Annotated in this window: 17 protein-coding genes; 13 read left to right on the forward strand and 4 right to left on the reverse strand. The window is 37.5% G+C overall.

The genetic code is table 11. The features are described from left to right. The first annotated feature begins 369 nt into the window (after nt 1-369). A complete protein-coding gene (locus tag RCG21_RS13250; RefSeq protein ID WP_308913254.1) occupies nt 370-930 on the forward strand; it encodes a GNAT family N-acetyltransferase in 561 nt (186 codons plus the stop codon). A gap of 40 nt (nt 931-970) precedes the next feature. Here RCG21_RS13250 and RCG21_RS13255 read toward each other — a convergent pair whose 3' ends face one another. Beyond that, nucleotides 971-1,549: a YdcF family protein gene (locus RCG21_RS13255; RefSeq protein WP_133333589.1), complete on the reverse strand. Its 579-nt coding sequence runs from the start codon at nt 1,547-1,549 to the stop codon at nt 971-973. Between the two features lie 224 nt (nt 1,550-1,773). Between RCG21_RS13255 and hmpA (RCG21_RS13260) the strand changes: the two genes are divergently transcribed. From hmpA (RCG21_RS13260) to RCG21_RS13295, 8 genes are all read left to right on the forward strand, one after another. After that, nucleotides 1,774-2,985 (forward strand): NO-inducible flavohemoprotein, encoded by a 1,212-nt coding sequence (hmpA, locus tag RCG21_RS13260; protein WP_308913255.1) that lies wholly within the window; start codon nt 1,774-1,776, stop codon nt 2,983-2,985. Nucleotides 2,986-3,110: 125 nt separating this feature from the next. Beyond that, the gene (locus RCG21_RS13265) at nt 3,111-4,430 is read left to right on the forward strand and encodes a VTT domain-containing protein (RefSeq protein ID WP_308913256.1); all 1,320 of its coding nucleotides are present in this window, start codon (nt 3,111-3,113) and stop codon (nt 4,428-4,430) included. A 112-nt stretch (nt 4,431-4,542) separates the two neighbouring features. Then, nucleotides 4,543-5,316, forward strand: coding sequence for an SGNH/GDSL hydrolase family protein (locus tag RCG21_RS13270; protein ID WP_235824742.1), 774 nt, complete (start codon nt 4,543-4,545; stop codon nt 5,314-5,316). A gap of 8 nt (nt 5,317-5,324) precedes the next feature. Continuing rightward, on the forward strand, nt 5,325-6,239 hold the full coding sequence (locus RCG21_RS13275; RefSeq protein WP_208025329.1) for an ABC transporter ATP-binding protein: 915 nt from the start codon (nt 5,325-5,327) through the stop codon (nt 6,237-6,239). Beyond that, nucleotides 6,232-7,212, forward strand: a complete 981-nt coding sequence (locus tag RCG21_RS13280) for an ABC transporter permease (RefSeq protein ID WP_133333585.1) — start codon at nt 6,232-6,234, stop codon at nt 7,210-7,212. The genes RCG21_RS13275 and RCG21_RS13280 overlap by 8 nt, the downstream gene beginning before the upstream one ends. A gap of 82 nt (nt 7,213-7,294) precedes the next feature. Continuing rightward, entirely contained in the window at nt 7,295-8,329 is a 1,035-nt protein-coding gene (locus RCG21_RS13285) for a CAP domain-containing protein (RefSeq protein WP_235824741.1), read from the forward strand. Nucleotides 8,330-8,452: 123 nt separating this feature from the next. After that, a complete protein-coding gene (locus tag RCG21_RS13290) occupies nt 8,453-8,821 on the forward strand; it encodes a VOC family protein (protein ID WP_133333584.1) in 369 nt (122 codons plus the stop codon). Nucleotides 8,822-8,975: 154 nt separating this feature from the next. Continuing rightward, the gene (locus RCG21_RS13295) at nt 8,976-9,539 is read left to right on the forward strand and encodes a type 2 periplasmic-binding domain-containing protein (protein WP_308913257.1); all 564 of its coding nucleotides are present in this window, start codon (nt 8,976-8,978) and stop codon (nt 9,537-9,539) included. Nucleotides 9,540-9,604: 65 nt separating this feature from the next. Here the strand turns inward: RCG21_RS13295 and RCG21_RS13300 are convergent, their stop codons facing one another. Further along, nucleotides 9,605-10,018, reverse strand: coding sequence for a hypothetical protein (locus RCG21_RS13300; protein WP_133333582.1), 414 nt, complete (start codon nt 10,016-10,018; stop codon nt 9,605-9,607). A gap of 179 nt (nt 10,019-10,197) precedes the next feature. On the opposite strand from RCG21_RS13300, the gene RCG21_RS13305 reads away from it, so the two are divergent. Beyond that, a complete protein-coding gene (locus RCG21_RS13305) occupies nt 10,198-10,323 on the forward strand; it encodes a hypothetical protein (protein WP_268884038.1) in 126 nt (41 codons plus the stop codon). 247 nt (nt 10,324-10,570) lie between these two features. After that, the gene (hmpA, locus tag RCG21_RS13310) at nt 10,571-11,815 is read left to right on the forward strand and encodes an NO-inducible flavohemoprotein (protein WP_235824755.1); all 1,245 of its coding nucleotides are present in this window, start codon (nt 10,571-10,573) and stop codon (nt 11,813-11,815) included. Between the two features lie 47 nt (nt 11,816-11,862). Here the strand turns inward: hmpA (RCG21_RS13310) and RCG21_RS13315 are convergent, their stop codons facing one another. Both RCG21_RS13315 and RCG21_RS13320 read right to left on the reverse strand, forming a co-directional pair. Beyond that, nucleotides 11,863-12,072 carry a twin-arginine translocase TatA/TatE family subunit gene (locus RCG21_RS13315; protein ID WP_133333580.1) on the reverse strand — a complete coding sequence of 70 codons (210 nt, stop codon included), beginning with the start codon at nt 12,070-12,072 and terminating at the stop codon, nt 11,863-11,865. Nucleotides 12,073-12,146: 74 nt separating this feature from the next. Next, nucleotides 12,147-12,728: a hypothetical protein gene (locus RCG21_RS13320; protein ID WP_133333579.1), complete on the reverse strand. Its 582-nt coding sequence runs from the start codon at nt 12,726-12,728 to the stop codon at nt 12,147-12,149. A 175-nt stretch (nt 12,729-12,903) separates the two neighbouring features. Between RCG21_RS13320 and RCG21_RS13325 the strand changes: the two genes are divergently transcribed. Both RCG21_RS13325 and RCG21_RS13330 read left to right on the forward strand, forming a co-directional pair. After that, nucleotides 12,904-13,824, forward strand: coding sequence for an ABC transporter ATP-binding protein (locus RCG21_RS13325; protein WP_308913259.1), 921 nt, complete (start codon nt 12,904-12,906; stop codon nt 13,822-13,824). A 22-nt stretch (nt 13,825-13,846) separates the two neighbouring features. Next, nucleotides 13,847-14,992: an ABC transporter permease gene (locus RCG21_RS13330; protein ID WP_308913260.1), complete on the forward strand. Its 1,146-nt coding sequence runs from the start codon at nt 13,847-13,849 to the stop codon at nt 14,990-14,992. Nucleotides 14,993-15,151: the final 159 nt, after the last annotated feature.

The raw sequence follows: 15,151 nt of genomic DNA on the forward strand, positions 1-15,151 counted from the left end.
TGCATACTTTGATCTTTCTATAGAAGATATTCAAACTAGTGCACATTGTCCCATTACAGACTGTAATTTTATCGGTATGGAATATCGCTACGGAACCTGGTACTGTCCAAAATGTGGAACTCGGTCAAAAGATGCTCATATCCAAGCTCTCTAAGACTATTTTCTTCTCATTATACCTTCCACCACGAACTCAGAACTTCGAAACTTTTTACATATCGATTCCATAAGTATTGCAAACCATATTCTAAAGTCAATGAATTTATCTTATACCGGGAAAAACAAGGGAAGAGTCTATTATAAACCAAGTAATTAAAAAGGATTTCCCCCTCCCTTCACCGAATTAATTACCATTGAAAGGGGACATCAAAAATGAAACCAATCCTACTAGATTTTCCAGAACAAATTTGCACAGAAAGATTACGAATCAGAATGCCGCTCCCTGGAGATGGAAAACTCGTTTACGCAGCAACACAGGCATCAATTAATGAACTAAAGCCATGGATGCCATGGGCACACAAAAATCAAACCGAAGAAGATGTTGAAGTCAATATCCGTGATGCACATGCCAAATTCTTAACCCGCGAGGATTTAAGGCTTCATATTTTCGATAAAGAAACAGGTGAATTTATCGGGTCATCCGGATTACATAGAATCAATTGGACCGTACCCAAATTTGAAATTGGTTATTGGATTGATACCCGATACAGTCGAAGGGGTTATATAACGGAAGCAGTGCAAGGAATTACCGAATTTGCATTTACTAAGCTAAAGGCAAAACGGATAGAAATCCGCTGTGACACCAAGAACACAAAAAGCCGGGCAATCCCTGAAAAATTAGGTTTTACTTTAGAAGGTATTTTAAAAAATGACGCCTTATCCGGTGATGGGAAAGAACTAAGAGACACTTGCGTTTTCTCAAAAATAAGATAAAGAAAAAGAAGCATCTGCAAACAGCAGGTGCTCTTTTCCATCAAAAAATATACTTCTCCAAATAATATTTCGTAATTGCTAAATACTCTCTCGTATAAGATTTCAAAACAGCAGATGCAGGTGTTTTGGCTGCCAGACCATAAACATTTAGCTTCTGATCACGGGCCATACCAAGTGAACGGTAAACATGGAAAGTATTGGTCACGAGAATACCGGTATTGGCACTTGAAGGAATTAGCCTTTTCGAAAACTGAATTTTTTCATATGTTGTTGTCGAATGATTTTCTAAAATTATTCGTGTTTCCTTAATTCCCCTTTGCATTAATCCTTTTTTTATCGCTTTGGCTTCAGATATTTTTTCCCCTGGACCTAATCCACCAGAGGCAATAACGATCGTGTCTTTGTTTTTTATTAAATAGTTGGCTGCAGCCTCAATTCGATATTTTAACGCGAGGGAAGGAACAGTTCCTTTCACTCTTGCCCCTAGAACAATCACATAATCTGCATTCTTAGGAACGATCGTATGACTGGATTGAGTTATCTTAAGTTGTAAAATTGCTAAATAAATAACACCAGTGACAAAAATAAATACTAAAAAAATTAAAAGTTTTTTATTCATGTTTTTTATTCCATTTCAACTATTATTTGGTAAATGCACAAGACCTTTTTCCTTAAATATTACATAAAAATACCAACTTTGGGAACATAAAAGTATTAATTTTAATTTTCGGACCTCGATTTATTTTTTTATGTGTGATTTAAATCACATTATTCAAATGAATTATTTCATATAATCACATTGGGATTAGAGATAACCGTTAAAAACGTGAGGAGTGTATGAAAATGTTAGACCAAAAAACAATTGACCTTGTGAAATCCACTGTACCCGTTTTAGAAAAACATGGAGAGCAAATTACGACTCGTTTTTACCAATTAATGTTTGGAAATCATCCTGAACTCTTAAATATTTTCAATCATGCAAACCAAAAACAAGGCAGACAGCAAAGAGCACTTGCCGGTGCAGTCTATGCTGCAGCGATGTATATTGATAACCTAGAAGCGATTTTACCGGTTGTACAACAAATCGCACATAAGCACCGCAGCCTTGGTATCAAACCAGAGCATTATCCGATTGTAGGAAAACATTTATTATTAGCGATTAAAGATGTATTAGGCGATGCAGCGACGGACGAAATTATTGATGCGTGGGCAAAAGCATATGGTATCATCGCTGATGCTTTTATCAGTGTTGAAGCAGAAATGTATGATGAAGCAACTAACCAAAAAGGCGGCTGGGATGGCTTCCGTAATTTCATTATTAACCGCAAAGTAGAAGAAAGTGATGTCATTACCTCTTTCTATCTAGTACCGGAGGATCAAAAAGAAATTGCCCACTTTATCCCAGGTCAATATATTAGCATTAAACTTGAAATTGAAGGAGAAAAGTTTACCCATATTCGTCAATACAGCCTTTCAGATGCACCTGGAAAAGAATATTACCGGATCAGCGTTAAACGCGAAGCTGGTACTGCTAATCCAGATGGGAGGGTTTCTAATTATCTTCATGACGAAGTCAAAGAGGGAGATGTACTTAAAGTGAGTGCACCTGCAGGCGACTTTGTTTTAGACACGACGAAAAATACACCAATTGCCTTATTAAGCGGCGGTGTGGGAATCACGCCAATGTTAAGTATGTTAAAAACGGTTGTAGAAATGCAGCCAGAACGTAAGGTTACCTTTATTCATGCAGCTGCCAACGGAAATGTCCATGCTTTAAGAAACGAAGTTGAAGCACTTACAGCGCTTGAGCAAGTGAATTCCTTCTTCTTCTATGATTCACCAACAGAAGAGGACCGCCAAAATAATAGTTTTGATGTGGAAGGCTATGTAACCCGTGATTGGATTGAAGAAAATGTCACCTACAAGGATGCCGAATTCTATTTCTGTGGACCAGTTCCGTTTATGCAGTCCGTCTACCGCTCCCTAAAAGATCTTGGAGTAGCCGAAGAAAATATCCATTTTGAATTCTTTGGACCAAAAGGAAGCTTAGTATAATCAAAAAGGCAAACCGATTTCCTAACACGGAAGTCGGTTTTTTCTATTAAATTTCTGGGTAACGATTACTATATTGTAGATGTATGGATAAAATACCATTATAACATAAGAGAGGAGGGCACAAATTGCAGTATTTAACCAGTTTTATGAACGATTACGGCTACTTGGTTCTCTTTCTTTCATTAGTTTTGGGAATCATGGCACTGCCCATACCAATTGAGGCCCTTATGGGATACGCAGGATTTTTGGCCTATCAAGGCCAGTTGAACTGGTTAGCAAGTGTGCTCTGTGCCTCTGTTGGATGTTTATTAGGGATGATGATTGCTTATTGGATTGGGGCGAAATTAGGAATGCCGTTTTTTGAAAAATACGGCTCAAAAATTCACTTAGGACCGGAGCGGTTGAATTCAACCTCGAATTGGTTTAAAAAGTACGGTAATAAGCTGCTGATTGTAGCCTTATTTATTCCGGGGGTCAGACATATTACCGGTTACTTTTCGGGAATTACCCGGCTGCCCTTCATCATTTTTTCAACCTTTTCAGCGATTGGTTCCCTCATTTGGGTTTCTACCTTTATTTTGTTAGGAAAAATGCTAGGACCTAAATGGGAAATTTTTCATGAAATTATCAAAAAATATTTAATTATTGGAAGTATTATTATTGCGGGTCTATTAGTCCTCTTCTATCTTTTTAAAAAATTTCAGAAGGAAATTATCCTTACCCTGGTATTCATCGGAAAGAGAGCGCTTGAAATCTTTCATACACGGAGGAGGACTGAGCTATTCCTTGCCGGAATTTCCCTTGTAACCTTAGGTTTCATTATTTTAATGATTAACCTGATTCAAAACTATCTTGAGAACGACATCAATGAATTAGATACTGTCATCAATATGTTAATTTCATACATTTTTAAAAATCACTTTGATCTATTAATGCATTTCTTTTTGAAGCTTGGAACGGCAACGATGTTAGTTAGCATCATCTTTTATACACTTCTCTGGATTATTTGGAAAGGGAAGAATAAGCTGATTGAACTTTATTTTCTGTTCATTGCCGTTGCCGGCGGGGAAATATACGAAGAAATCCTTCGGAATGTTTTCCACCGGTTGTCACCGGACGAACCCTCCTTGCTGGAACGGTTTCCGTATAGTTTTCCGAGTGAACAATCTCTAATGGCCTTTGTGATTTACGGCTTTTTCTTTTTTATCATGCTGCGGCATAGTAAATACCTTCTGGTCCATACAATACTTGTTGTTCTATGGATTGTATTACTATTGTTCATGGGGATTAGCCGGATTTACTTTCATGTCCAAGACCCAAGTCAGATTGCTGCAGGCTATGTATTTGGCGGGGTCTGGCTTGGTTTGACAACCATGCTATTAGAAATTTTCCGATTGCTCACAACCATCGATTCTTCGAAAAAGAGGTCCCGGATTCGGGTTTAAAAAGGATTGACTCACTGTAATGTGATTCAGTCTTTTAACAGAATCAAAAAGTTTGATTCTCTAACAATTTATGATTAAATGAAGGTAGAAATTGCCAGAAGGGATGATAGGTTTGAATAAAAATATAATCCGTTCGATTACCCTTATTTCGATCTTGTTTTGCCTTCTCTGGCTGGTCGGTCTTGGCTGGTCTGTTGGGGAGTATTATGCCGGTAAACCGGAAAAAGTTCCGATTGCAACGGTTGCGAAAAAAGCTAAAAATTCAAAAGGTTTAACCATAGTTGCGCTTGGTGACTCGCTCACAAGAGGAACCGGGGATGAAACGGGAAAAGGCTATGTTGGTGATTTGCTAGATGAAATAAAGGGGAAAACCAAGCGGCCTGTACAGCTTACCAACCTCGGAATAAATGGACAGCAATCCGACGGGCTAAGAAAACAAGTAAAGCAAACAGAGGTGCAGCGGCAAATTCAAAAAGCAGACATCATCTTGTTGACAATAGGCGGCAACGATTTATTCCGCGGCGGACAAGGAATAATGGACTTTCAAGCCGGCAGTCTTGCAACCATAGAGAAAAAGTACCTCAATAATTTAAAATACATCTTTGGGCAGATCCGCAAAGTGAACAGTACTGCTAATGTATTTTTCATTGGTTTATATAATCCCTTCATCGAATTTGATCAAGGAAAAGAAATGTCAAAAGTGATTCGTCACTGGAATTATGACAGTGCAGAAATCAGTGCTGCCTATCCAAAAATTATTTTTGTGCCAACGTTTGATTTATTTGAATTAAAAGTGAATGATTATCTGTATTCAGATAAGTTTCATCCAAATACGAAGGGGTACCGTTTAATTGCTGAACGCGTTGCGGCCTTGCTCACCTGGTAAGGAGTGTCATGATGGGGAATATCACATTATCTGTACAGAATCTAAAAAAAGTAATCGGTAAGAGAGAAATTATCAAAGGCTTGTCCTTCGAGTTAAAAGAAGGTGAAGTATTTGGATTCTTAGGTCCAAATGGTGCAGGAAAAACAACCACAATACGCATGCTGGTGGGTTTAATTAAGCCAACTTCAGGTTCTATAAAAATTTGCGGTTATAATATAGAAAATTCCTTTCAAGAAGCGATGGGTAACCTTGGCTGTATCGTGGAAAATCCTGAATTATATCCCTATTTATCAGGATATGATAATCTGCTTCATTTTTCGAGAATGCTTGAAGGGATTGGTGAGGAAAGGATTAAAGAGGTGAGCAAGCTTGTTGGCTTAACCGATCGAATTTATGATAAGGTGAAGACCTATTCGCTTGGAATGAGGCAGCGTCTCGGAATTGCTCAAGCCCTTTTAGGAAAGCCGAAAGTGCTAATCCTGGATGAACCAACAAATGGCTTAGATCCTGCGGGAATTCGGGAAATGCGTGAATTTATACGATTTTTAGCAGTTGATGAAGGCCTTACAGTCCTTGTATCAAGCCATTTGTTAAGTGAAATTCAGCAATTATGCGACCGTGTAGCAATCATTTCAAAAGGTTCCATTATTAAGATTGATACAGTTCAGGATTTGTTAGCGAATCGTGAAAGAATGGAATGGCGTATTTATCCATTTGAAAAAGGAAAAGAGATCTTAAGTTCACTAACAACCATTGAAGAAACAGAGGACGGTGCTATTTTAACGGAATTCGATGATCAGTTGACACCGGTGTGGAACCGAAAATTGGTGGAAGCAGGGGTGTTTATTACAGAAATGAGCCGAAGAATGCCTGTACTTGAAGACTTATTCCTCGAATTAACCGGAGGTGATTCGATTGAATAAATTGATTCAAAATGAAATGATGAAATTAATCGCTAAAAAGCGGATTGTGGTCATTGCTTTAATAATAGGTGTCCTCGTTATTTTATTTACATACGCGCAGTTTAAACAAGTCCAAACTCAAAGAGAAAAATTGGGCACAAGTGATTGGCGGACTATTTTGCAGCAGCAAATTGTCGATACGACGAATCGATTAAGCAGCAGTCGAATTTCAGAAGAGTGGAAAAAACAACTGCAAATAACCCTGCAGCAGGAACAATATTATTTGGATCATGATATTAATCCATCTGCACCGGGTGCTCCAACCTTTATTAGAATGTTTTTAGAAAACTCAATTGACTTATTTATACCGCTCATGGTGATGGTGATTGCCAGTGATTTAGTTTCATCTGAGCATAGTCTCGGGTCGATAAAGCTCCTTCTGACTAGACCTGTGAAACGATGGAAAATTCTAATGAGTAAATATATTACCCTTTGCCTCGCCGTTTCATTAATTATTGCCATCACCGGAATTTTTTCCTATTTAATATCCGGTCTTGTTTTTGGCTACAAAGGATGGGGGACTCCTATCTTAACAGGATTTAATGTAAGTGAGTCGGGGCTTAACACTTCCTCCGTTAAAATACTAAAGCTTTGGCAATTTTTATTAATGGATTTTGGCTTGGTTTGGTTTGTAGCCATTGTCGTTGGAACGTTATCTTTTATGTTGTCCGTTTTAATCCGCAGTACGGCAGCGGGGATGGGAATTATGCTTGCAGCTCTTATTTCAGGTGCAATTTTAAACAACATGGTCTCATCCTGGCAGTCAGCAAAATATTTTTTTATGGTCAATTTACGGTTAACTGACTATTTAAGGGGAATGGCTCCACCGATTGAAGGGATGACATTATCCTTTTCATTGGCTGTCCTCCTCATTTGGTGGGTTGCAGCCATTTTTGTATCTTTTTTTGTTTTTATGAAAAAAGATGTGTATTAGTATAGCAATTCCCATCGATACTTTTATCCTTAGTGGAAAAGATAATAAACGTATCTTCTAAAATCTAAGGGGGTATGTGACGATGGGCTTTAAAAAAACGAAAATAGTTGTTGCTTCATTAGCCATTGCTTCATTAGCAGCTTGTTCCACTAATAAGGCAGATGTTGATAATACAGGTGTTAACAATCGAAATGTCTCAACAAATGATGTAAATAATCGCAGTGCTTTGAACAAAGATTTAACAAGAGTAAATAACCCTTTAAACGACAATCGTACATGGAATGACCGAAATGACGAAATGAACCATCCGGGGGTATTAAACCCGCGTAATGTTTCAACTGGGGATTTAACCAATCCAAATGTGTCAACCAGGGACTACGATTGGAATGATCGGAATAATGGTAATGGCTGGGACAATCGGGTTACCGAATTTGGGAAAATGATGTCAACAACTGAGATTCATGCCAATAAAAATGGGTTTATTACCATCGACCCGAATTCCTTTAGTACGGATACGCCAAGTCATCAGTTTCCACATAGTAAGCGGGTCCAACAAGGAAACTTTTGGTACTATAGTTTTGATCCCAATGCAGTAAATCCAAAAACGAATTTACCTAGTACAGGTAAAAATGGTGTAGTTACGAATCCAAATACAGGGAATCAGGGCACTGTAAATAAGACTACACCAAAAACTACAACACCTCCAGCCCAGCAGCCAACCACTCAGGCACCAGCTGGGATAAGCAATATGGCGCAACAGGTCATTGATTTAACCAATGCGGAAAGAAAGAAAAATGGGCTTCCAGCACTTTCAGCAGATTCTTTATTAAGTAAAGTTGCCCAGACTAAATCAGATGATATGGAAGCAAAACATTATTTTTCACATACAAGTCCAACCTACGGTTCACCGTTCGATATGATGCGGGACTTTGGTGTAACCTATAAATCAGCTGGTGAAAATATTGCCATGGGACAACCTACTGCAAAAGAAGTTGTCACTGCTTGGATGAATAGTGAAGGCCACCGGAAAAATATTTTAAGCCCTAACTATACGAATATTGGGGTTGGTTTTAACTCTAAGGGTAATTATTGGACACAGGAGTTTATAGGTAAATAACAAAAAGAGAGCTATTTTCTTTAAAAAGAGATAGCTCTCTTTTTTATGAATAAAATTTGATGGAATTTTAAAAATTTTGTAAAATAAGGCTATGCACCCATAATATGTTTCGGAGGGATAAAAATGGCCTTTTCATTTAAAAAAATTGATCATGTCCAGCTTGCAGCACCAAAAGGGTGTGAGGATCATGCCCGAGAATTTTTTAATGGGATTCTTGGTTTAAACGAAGTAGAAAAACCGGAAGAATTAAAGAAACGCGGCGGAGTTTGGTTTGAATTTGGCACTTTCCAGCTTCATATTGGGGTAGAAGACCCCTTTATACCAGCGAAAAAAGCCCACCCTGCATTTGTGATTGAAAATATCGAGGATTTAAAAGCACATTTAAAAAATAAAAATGTACCGTTTACGGAAGATGATAATTTGCCAGGTGCAAACAGAATCCATGTTCATGATCCGTTTGGCAACCGCCTTGAATTTATGGAATGGATGTAAACTGAGATTTGATGAACTTGCAGGAATTCTAATTTCATTCTAAAATCCCTTCTTTATGGAGGGATTTTTTTATTGAATATTATTAAAGCGAAAGGGCATCATAAATTCGTGCCATTTAAAAAATGGATGATTTTACTAATGGAGGGAGATTTATATGAAGAACAAACTTTTTGTATTGATTCTTGGGTTGTTTTTGGCCGTACCAGGTCTAGCATCAGCACACAAACATATTCCTGTTGATCATGAAGGTCATGATATTCATAAGGAAGATTGCTGTGATAAAGATAATCATCGTCACCATTTTATGCATGGAGATTGGAAGGCAAAAATGGCTGCGCGAGAAGGGAAAATTTTAGGCTGGGTGAACCAATATACCCCTGAGAAAAAAGAGGCATGGACGAAAATGTTCTCAGAGAAAAAGGTTCTGATGATGATATGGTTAAGCCCGCAAAATGCAGCAAAGCGCGAGCAGTGGAAAAAAGAGCGCATGGAAAAAATGGAGAAGTTCCGCAAGCAGTATGATGAAGGAAAGATAACCAAAGAGGAATTCCTTAAAAAAGTTCATGGCGGCAAGGACATGAGTCATTGGCAAACTTACCATGAAATAGAGGAAGCCGTTGCAGAAAAAAACAACGAAGAGGCTAAAAAGTACCTAAATCAACTATTGGAGCAATACAAAGCACATAACCAAATGTTAAAAGATTTAATGGCAAAATAGTTTTTTGCGAAACGCTCATTCTTTGTGAATGAGCGTTTTTGGTTCAAAAAAGCAGGATTGTTTTTTCAATCATCCAATTCTTCCACATTCACTAAGACATTGTCCTTATAGTAGACAATTATTTCGCTGGTTGCCTGTGCGGCCTTTTGAATGATCATAAGATTCCTGCAAAACAAAGGGATTTCAACAGATCCGCTTTGAAAAATAATATAGGTAAATTCATCCGAAAACGGTGATTCCTCATCGCGGATCATCAAAAATCTTCCTTGAAAACTAGAAAGAGTATGAATGTCTGAATTCTCTGCTTCTTCCACTTGAACAAGAAAATTTTCATTAACCTGCCTTAGAAGTTCTCTCAAAAAGAAAAGAAGAGCAATAAAACCTAAGACCATTAAGGCAACTATATACCTATCTGACAGTGTAGGAATCGAAATAGCCAACACCCAGCAAAGCACAGCAACCACAATGTGAAAATACATAATTTCCACCTTCTATTAAAAACTGAAAATTTAATTATTTATATTTTTAGAATACATTAATTTTTCAAAAACGTAAATGTATAGTTTTACGAAACAGTTAAATTTTGATTACCACTTTTAAAAACAGAAAGTAGAGGGAAGATATATAATTGAAGGCTAGATCACGAGGAGGAATAAGAATGAATCGAAAAAATTTAATGATGACTACTGTTGCACTTGGTGCTGCATATTTACTTAGAAATAAAAAATCCCGGCAAAAGCTTATGGGTCAATTCCAAACCTTTGCAGATAAATCAAGAAGATGATCCCTCAAAACATTCCCTATATTACTTAGGGGATGTTTTATTATTTAGCTACGTTAAATGTGAATGTTGATCATTAGAAAACATTGATTGGATGGGAATCAACAACCTAGTATAACAAAGCCTTTAATTAAACATGCAAAACCTACTCTAATGCCATTCTTTTAGTCCGGACATACTTTCTATGAAGGGGGAACTTATCTTGAGTTTAAACACTACATTGGAAGCAAAACAATCATGGAAAGAAGTTATCAATACAGTAAAATCACTAGATCCTAAAAAATTAGAAATTATTAAAGCGACCTTACCGGTTGTAAAAGAACATGGTGAGGCGATTACAAAGCAATTTTACAAGCGAATGTTTAAACAGCACCCTGAGCTGAAAAATATCTTTAACATGGCACATCAGATCACAGGTCATCAGCCAAAAGCATTGGCGGATGCTGTTTATGGTGCCGCCGCAAACATCGAAGATTTCAGTCAAATCATGCCGGTCCTGGAGCGAATTGGCGAAAAGCATAGAAGCTTACAAATTAAGCCAGAGCATTATCCGATTGTTGGTGAAAATTTATTGGGAGCCATCAAAGAAGTCCTTGGCGATGCAGCTACAGATGATATCATGAATGCATGGGCGGATGCCTATGGGGTTATTGCGGATGTGTTCATTCGAATGGAAGATAAGATGTATAGAACAACCGAATCGCAGCCGGGGGGCTGGGCAGGTTTCCGTGATTTCGTCGTCGACAAAAAGGTGAAAGAAAGTGAGGTAATTACTTCGTTCTATCTGAAACCGAAAGATGGCGAACAAATCGCTAAATTTATTCCCGGTCAATACCTTACTGTGAAAATGGATAAAATGAGCGGAGAACAATACACAAATTTAAGACAATATAGTTTATCGGACAGACCTGGTTTGGATTATTACCGAATAAGTGTAAAGCGTGAGGACTCAAGAAAAGAAGGAATTCCTGATGGAGTTGTCTCCAACTATTTACACAATCATGTCAACGAAGGCGATATTATCCCGATTTCCGCACCTGCTGGTGATTTTTACTTAAATATGGATTCCAGCCTGCCATTAGTCTTAATCGGCGGCGGAGTTGGTTTAACACCAATGATGTGTATGTTGAATACAACCGTGAACGAAAATCCGAATCGAACAGTTTATTATATTCATGCGGCGATTAACAGCAATATGCATGCTTTTAAGGATCATGTCAACGGCCTTGCCGCGGAACATAAAAACGTGAAATCCTTCGTCATATATGAAAAACCAACGGAAACCGATCATGAAATGAAGAATTACGATAAGGAAGGCTTTTTTACACTTGAATGGCTGCAAAGTATTTTACCTTCCAATGACGCAGATTTTTACTTTTGCGGCCCTTCGCCATTTATGAAAGTTGTCAATCAATCGTTAAAACAATGGAATGTCCCTGAAGAACAGATCCACTACGAGTTCTTCGGCTCCTTTGGAAATCTGGACGAGTATTAAAACCAACAAAAAAATGCAAGATGATCAATCATCTTGCATTTTGCCTTTTATTTTTTCAAATCAATTTGTTTGGCTTCTTTAATATCCTCTTTAAATTCTTCCTTTAAATCGTCGGCAATTCCTTCGGTTGCTCTCTTAAATTCGCGAATCGACTTCCCAAAAGCACGTCCAATTTCAGGGAGCTTATTTGGTCCAAAAATGACTAATGCAACAACTAAGATTAAGATTAATCCTGGTACTCCAATATTTGAAAACATGGTAACACTCCTTGCGAAGATGGTTAATTACTTCTATCCTCATTATAACTTTTTATCTTAGATTGTACAGTATATTAAGCAAAGGTAGCGTGAATCATAAATAATATAAAAAATCCTATACCCAGCTTCAAATGCCACTGCTTGTCGATTCGTTTATACCGTTTTAATCCCATAACCATCAGGAAAAACAAAATAATGGTCGTAACTATTCCGCTAATATAGGTAAAATCCAGTTTAAACCCTCTGATGATGGCCAAGTACCCGTGCAGGAGGACTATTGCTGTAGAGATCAAGGCAACCGGTACATGCCACTTCCGTACCCATTTAGCAAGAAACTGTAAGACCGTTTTTAATTGAATATCTCCAAGGCGAATTCCCTTTATTTTTTTCCATTTTAATAATAAAAAGACAGGATAAATGGCAATCACTGCAAAGAAACCAATTCGTGAAATCGAGCCTAATTGTTTAAAACTCTCCTTATATTGACGTGTTTCCTCCATCATTAAGGTTTGATAAGAAAGGGCAACATACAAAACTCCAATAATGATGAATATCGCTGATAGTATGAAGGAAATTAAAACAATTCTTCGTTCTTTTGGATTAGAAATATAACGTGCCAATAGCCCCGTTTTATTGATCTGTTTAATGGTTAACACCACCTCAAAATTTTGTTCTTGCTAATTATAAATGATAAGTATTAATTATTTCTTAAGATTCCCTAAATTATTAGAAAATGATTAAATTTTTTCTTTTACCAAATTAGGTATTTCAATTTTCATAGAAAAGTATAATATAAGGGTTGTAAAAAATGGATTTTTTTGGAGGATAGAAATGGAGAGATCTCTCACAGTAAATAACCTGGCAAAAAGATATGGAGCAAAAACAGCCCTTGATAATGTTTCTTTTCAAGTAAAGGAAGGCAGCTGTTTTGGGTTGCTTGGTCCAAATGGGGCAGGAAAATCAACAACGATGAAAATTATTACCGGAATTATTGATGCGGATTCAGGAGAGGTAGATGTTTTTGGACAGGATATCCGCAAATCCGCTGATCAAATTCGTCGGCTTATCGGCTATGTTCCCCAAGAAATTACCTTATACGATAAAATTTCGGCTTATAACAATCTTATCTTTTTTGGAGAAATGTATGGGGTAAAGGGAAGGCTGCTTAAGGAAAGAATTAAGGAAGTGTTAGAGCAGGTGGGGTTAAGTGAAAGGGTAAATGACCCTATTCATACGTATTCAGGAGGGATGAAACGAAGGATTAATATTGCCGCCGCAATGCTCCACAAACCAAAATTGATTATTCTTGATGAACCAACGGTCGGGATTGACCCGCAATCGCGCAATCATATTTTTGAAATTATAAAGAATCTTCGTTCCGAGGGTGTTACGATTATTTATTCCACTCACTATATGGAAGAAGTGGAGTCACTTTGCGATGATATTGCCATTATTGATCATGGTAAGGTCATTGTCCAAGGGAATCTGGATGACTTACTACGCTTATATGCAACAAAAGCGATTTACCTTGAGTTAGAAAATCAGTCACATCCGCCTGTAATCCCAGGTATCAATAAGGTTAGCGAACATAAGAAGGGCTGGCTGCTTGAAACGGATGAGGTTTTACCTTCAATGGAACATACCATTCAAGCTGTTACGGAGACAGGAACCAAGGTAAAGGCATTAGAAATGATGAAACCTTCACTCGAAAGTGTTTTCTTATCCTTAACAGGAACGACCCTCCGAGATTAACGAAGAAAAGGAGAACTTGCCAATGATCAAAAGCATTATTCGTAAAGAAATTCAAGTAGTCCTAAAGGAAAAAGGGACCTTTTTTTGGCTGTTTTTACTTCCCATCTTTTTTATAGTCATTTTTTCATCGATTTTTGGAAACACCTCAGATAAAATCACCATTTCCTTTTATGACCAAGACCACTCCGAGATGTCTCAAATGTTTTTAAAGCAATTAAGGCAAATTCCCGGTTTTGAATTAAAAAAGGATTCTTCTCTCTCATTAAAAGAACAAATTAAAGAAATAAAAGAGGGGCGGTCCACATCACTTTTGGTTATTCCAGAAGGTTACGAGAGAAATTTAAAGGCAAATAGACCTGCAGAAATCCAGTTATTCCGAGATGCAACAGCAGATTCAGCCGTTGCACCGATTAAAGCGGTACTCGAGAATATGACAACATCGTTTAGAGAAGCGAAACTCTCACAAACGCTTCAAACCTTAGGGCAAAACACTGATCAGGCAAAAATCACTTTGACACCGCCAGTCAAAGTGAAAGAAATCAAAGAAAATGCCGCTAAATTAAATATGATTACGCAAGTTGTCCCAGGATATACGGTCATGTTTGTATTTTTTATCATGATCACAATTGTTCGAAATTTCATTAAAGACAAAGAATCAGGGATGCTTTCGCGTCTAAGGAGTACACCGATGAAATCCTACCATTATTTAATAGGAATGTGGGTGCCTAATATATTGGTCGTTTTAACTCAATCCACTGTATTATTAGTGTTTGGAAAAGTGGTATATGGCTTGCATATTGGAGACCTGCTTTCAATTATCTTAATTGTTATAAGTTTGGCGATATGCGCAACCGGCTTAGGTTTACTATTGTCTGTATTTGTTCGCAGTGAAAATCAAGGCGTTGCGTTCGTGCAAATCATTACGATGGGCGGTGCTGTTGTTGGAGGTTTATGGTTTCCCTATGATTTCCTGCCAAGATTTGCACAGATTGTCGGCAAATTCACTCCTCAGTATTGGGCACAGCAGGGCATGCAAAACGTCATGATTCGCGGTGCACATTTGGGGGATATTTGGATAACCGTCCTGATCCTTTTAGCATTTGGATTAATAGGTTTAGTGATTGCTAGTTTACGGTTTAAAAAATTCTTTACAACTGCGATTAATTAAAAATGGCTATTAAAAACACGCTGAGTTTCTTTTTTCAGCGTGTTTTGTTGTTTTTATTGATTTGAAACCATTATAAGAATTACTTAATTTCAATGAACCGGAGGTTTGTCAAATAATCTCCTACTATCTAAATTTAATCCAAAGAAGGCAATATTTTCT

Source organism: Bacillus salipaludis, from assembly GCF_030938565.1.
In the GTDB taxonomy this organism is placed as follows: Bacteria; Bacillota; Bacilli; order Bacillales; family Cytobacillaceae; genus Neobacillus; species Neobacillus salipaludis_A.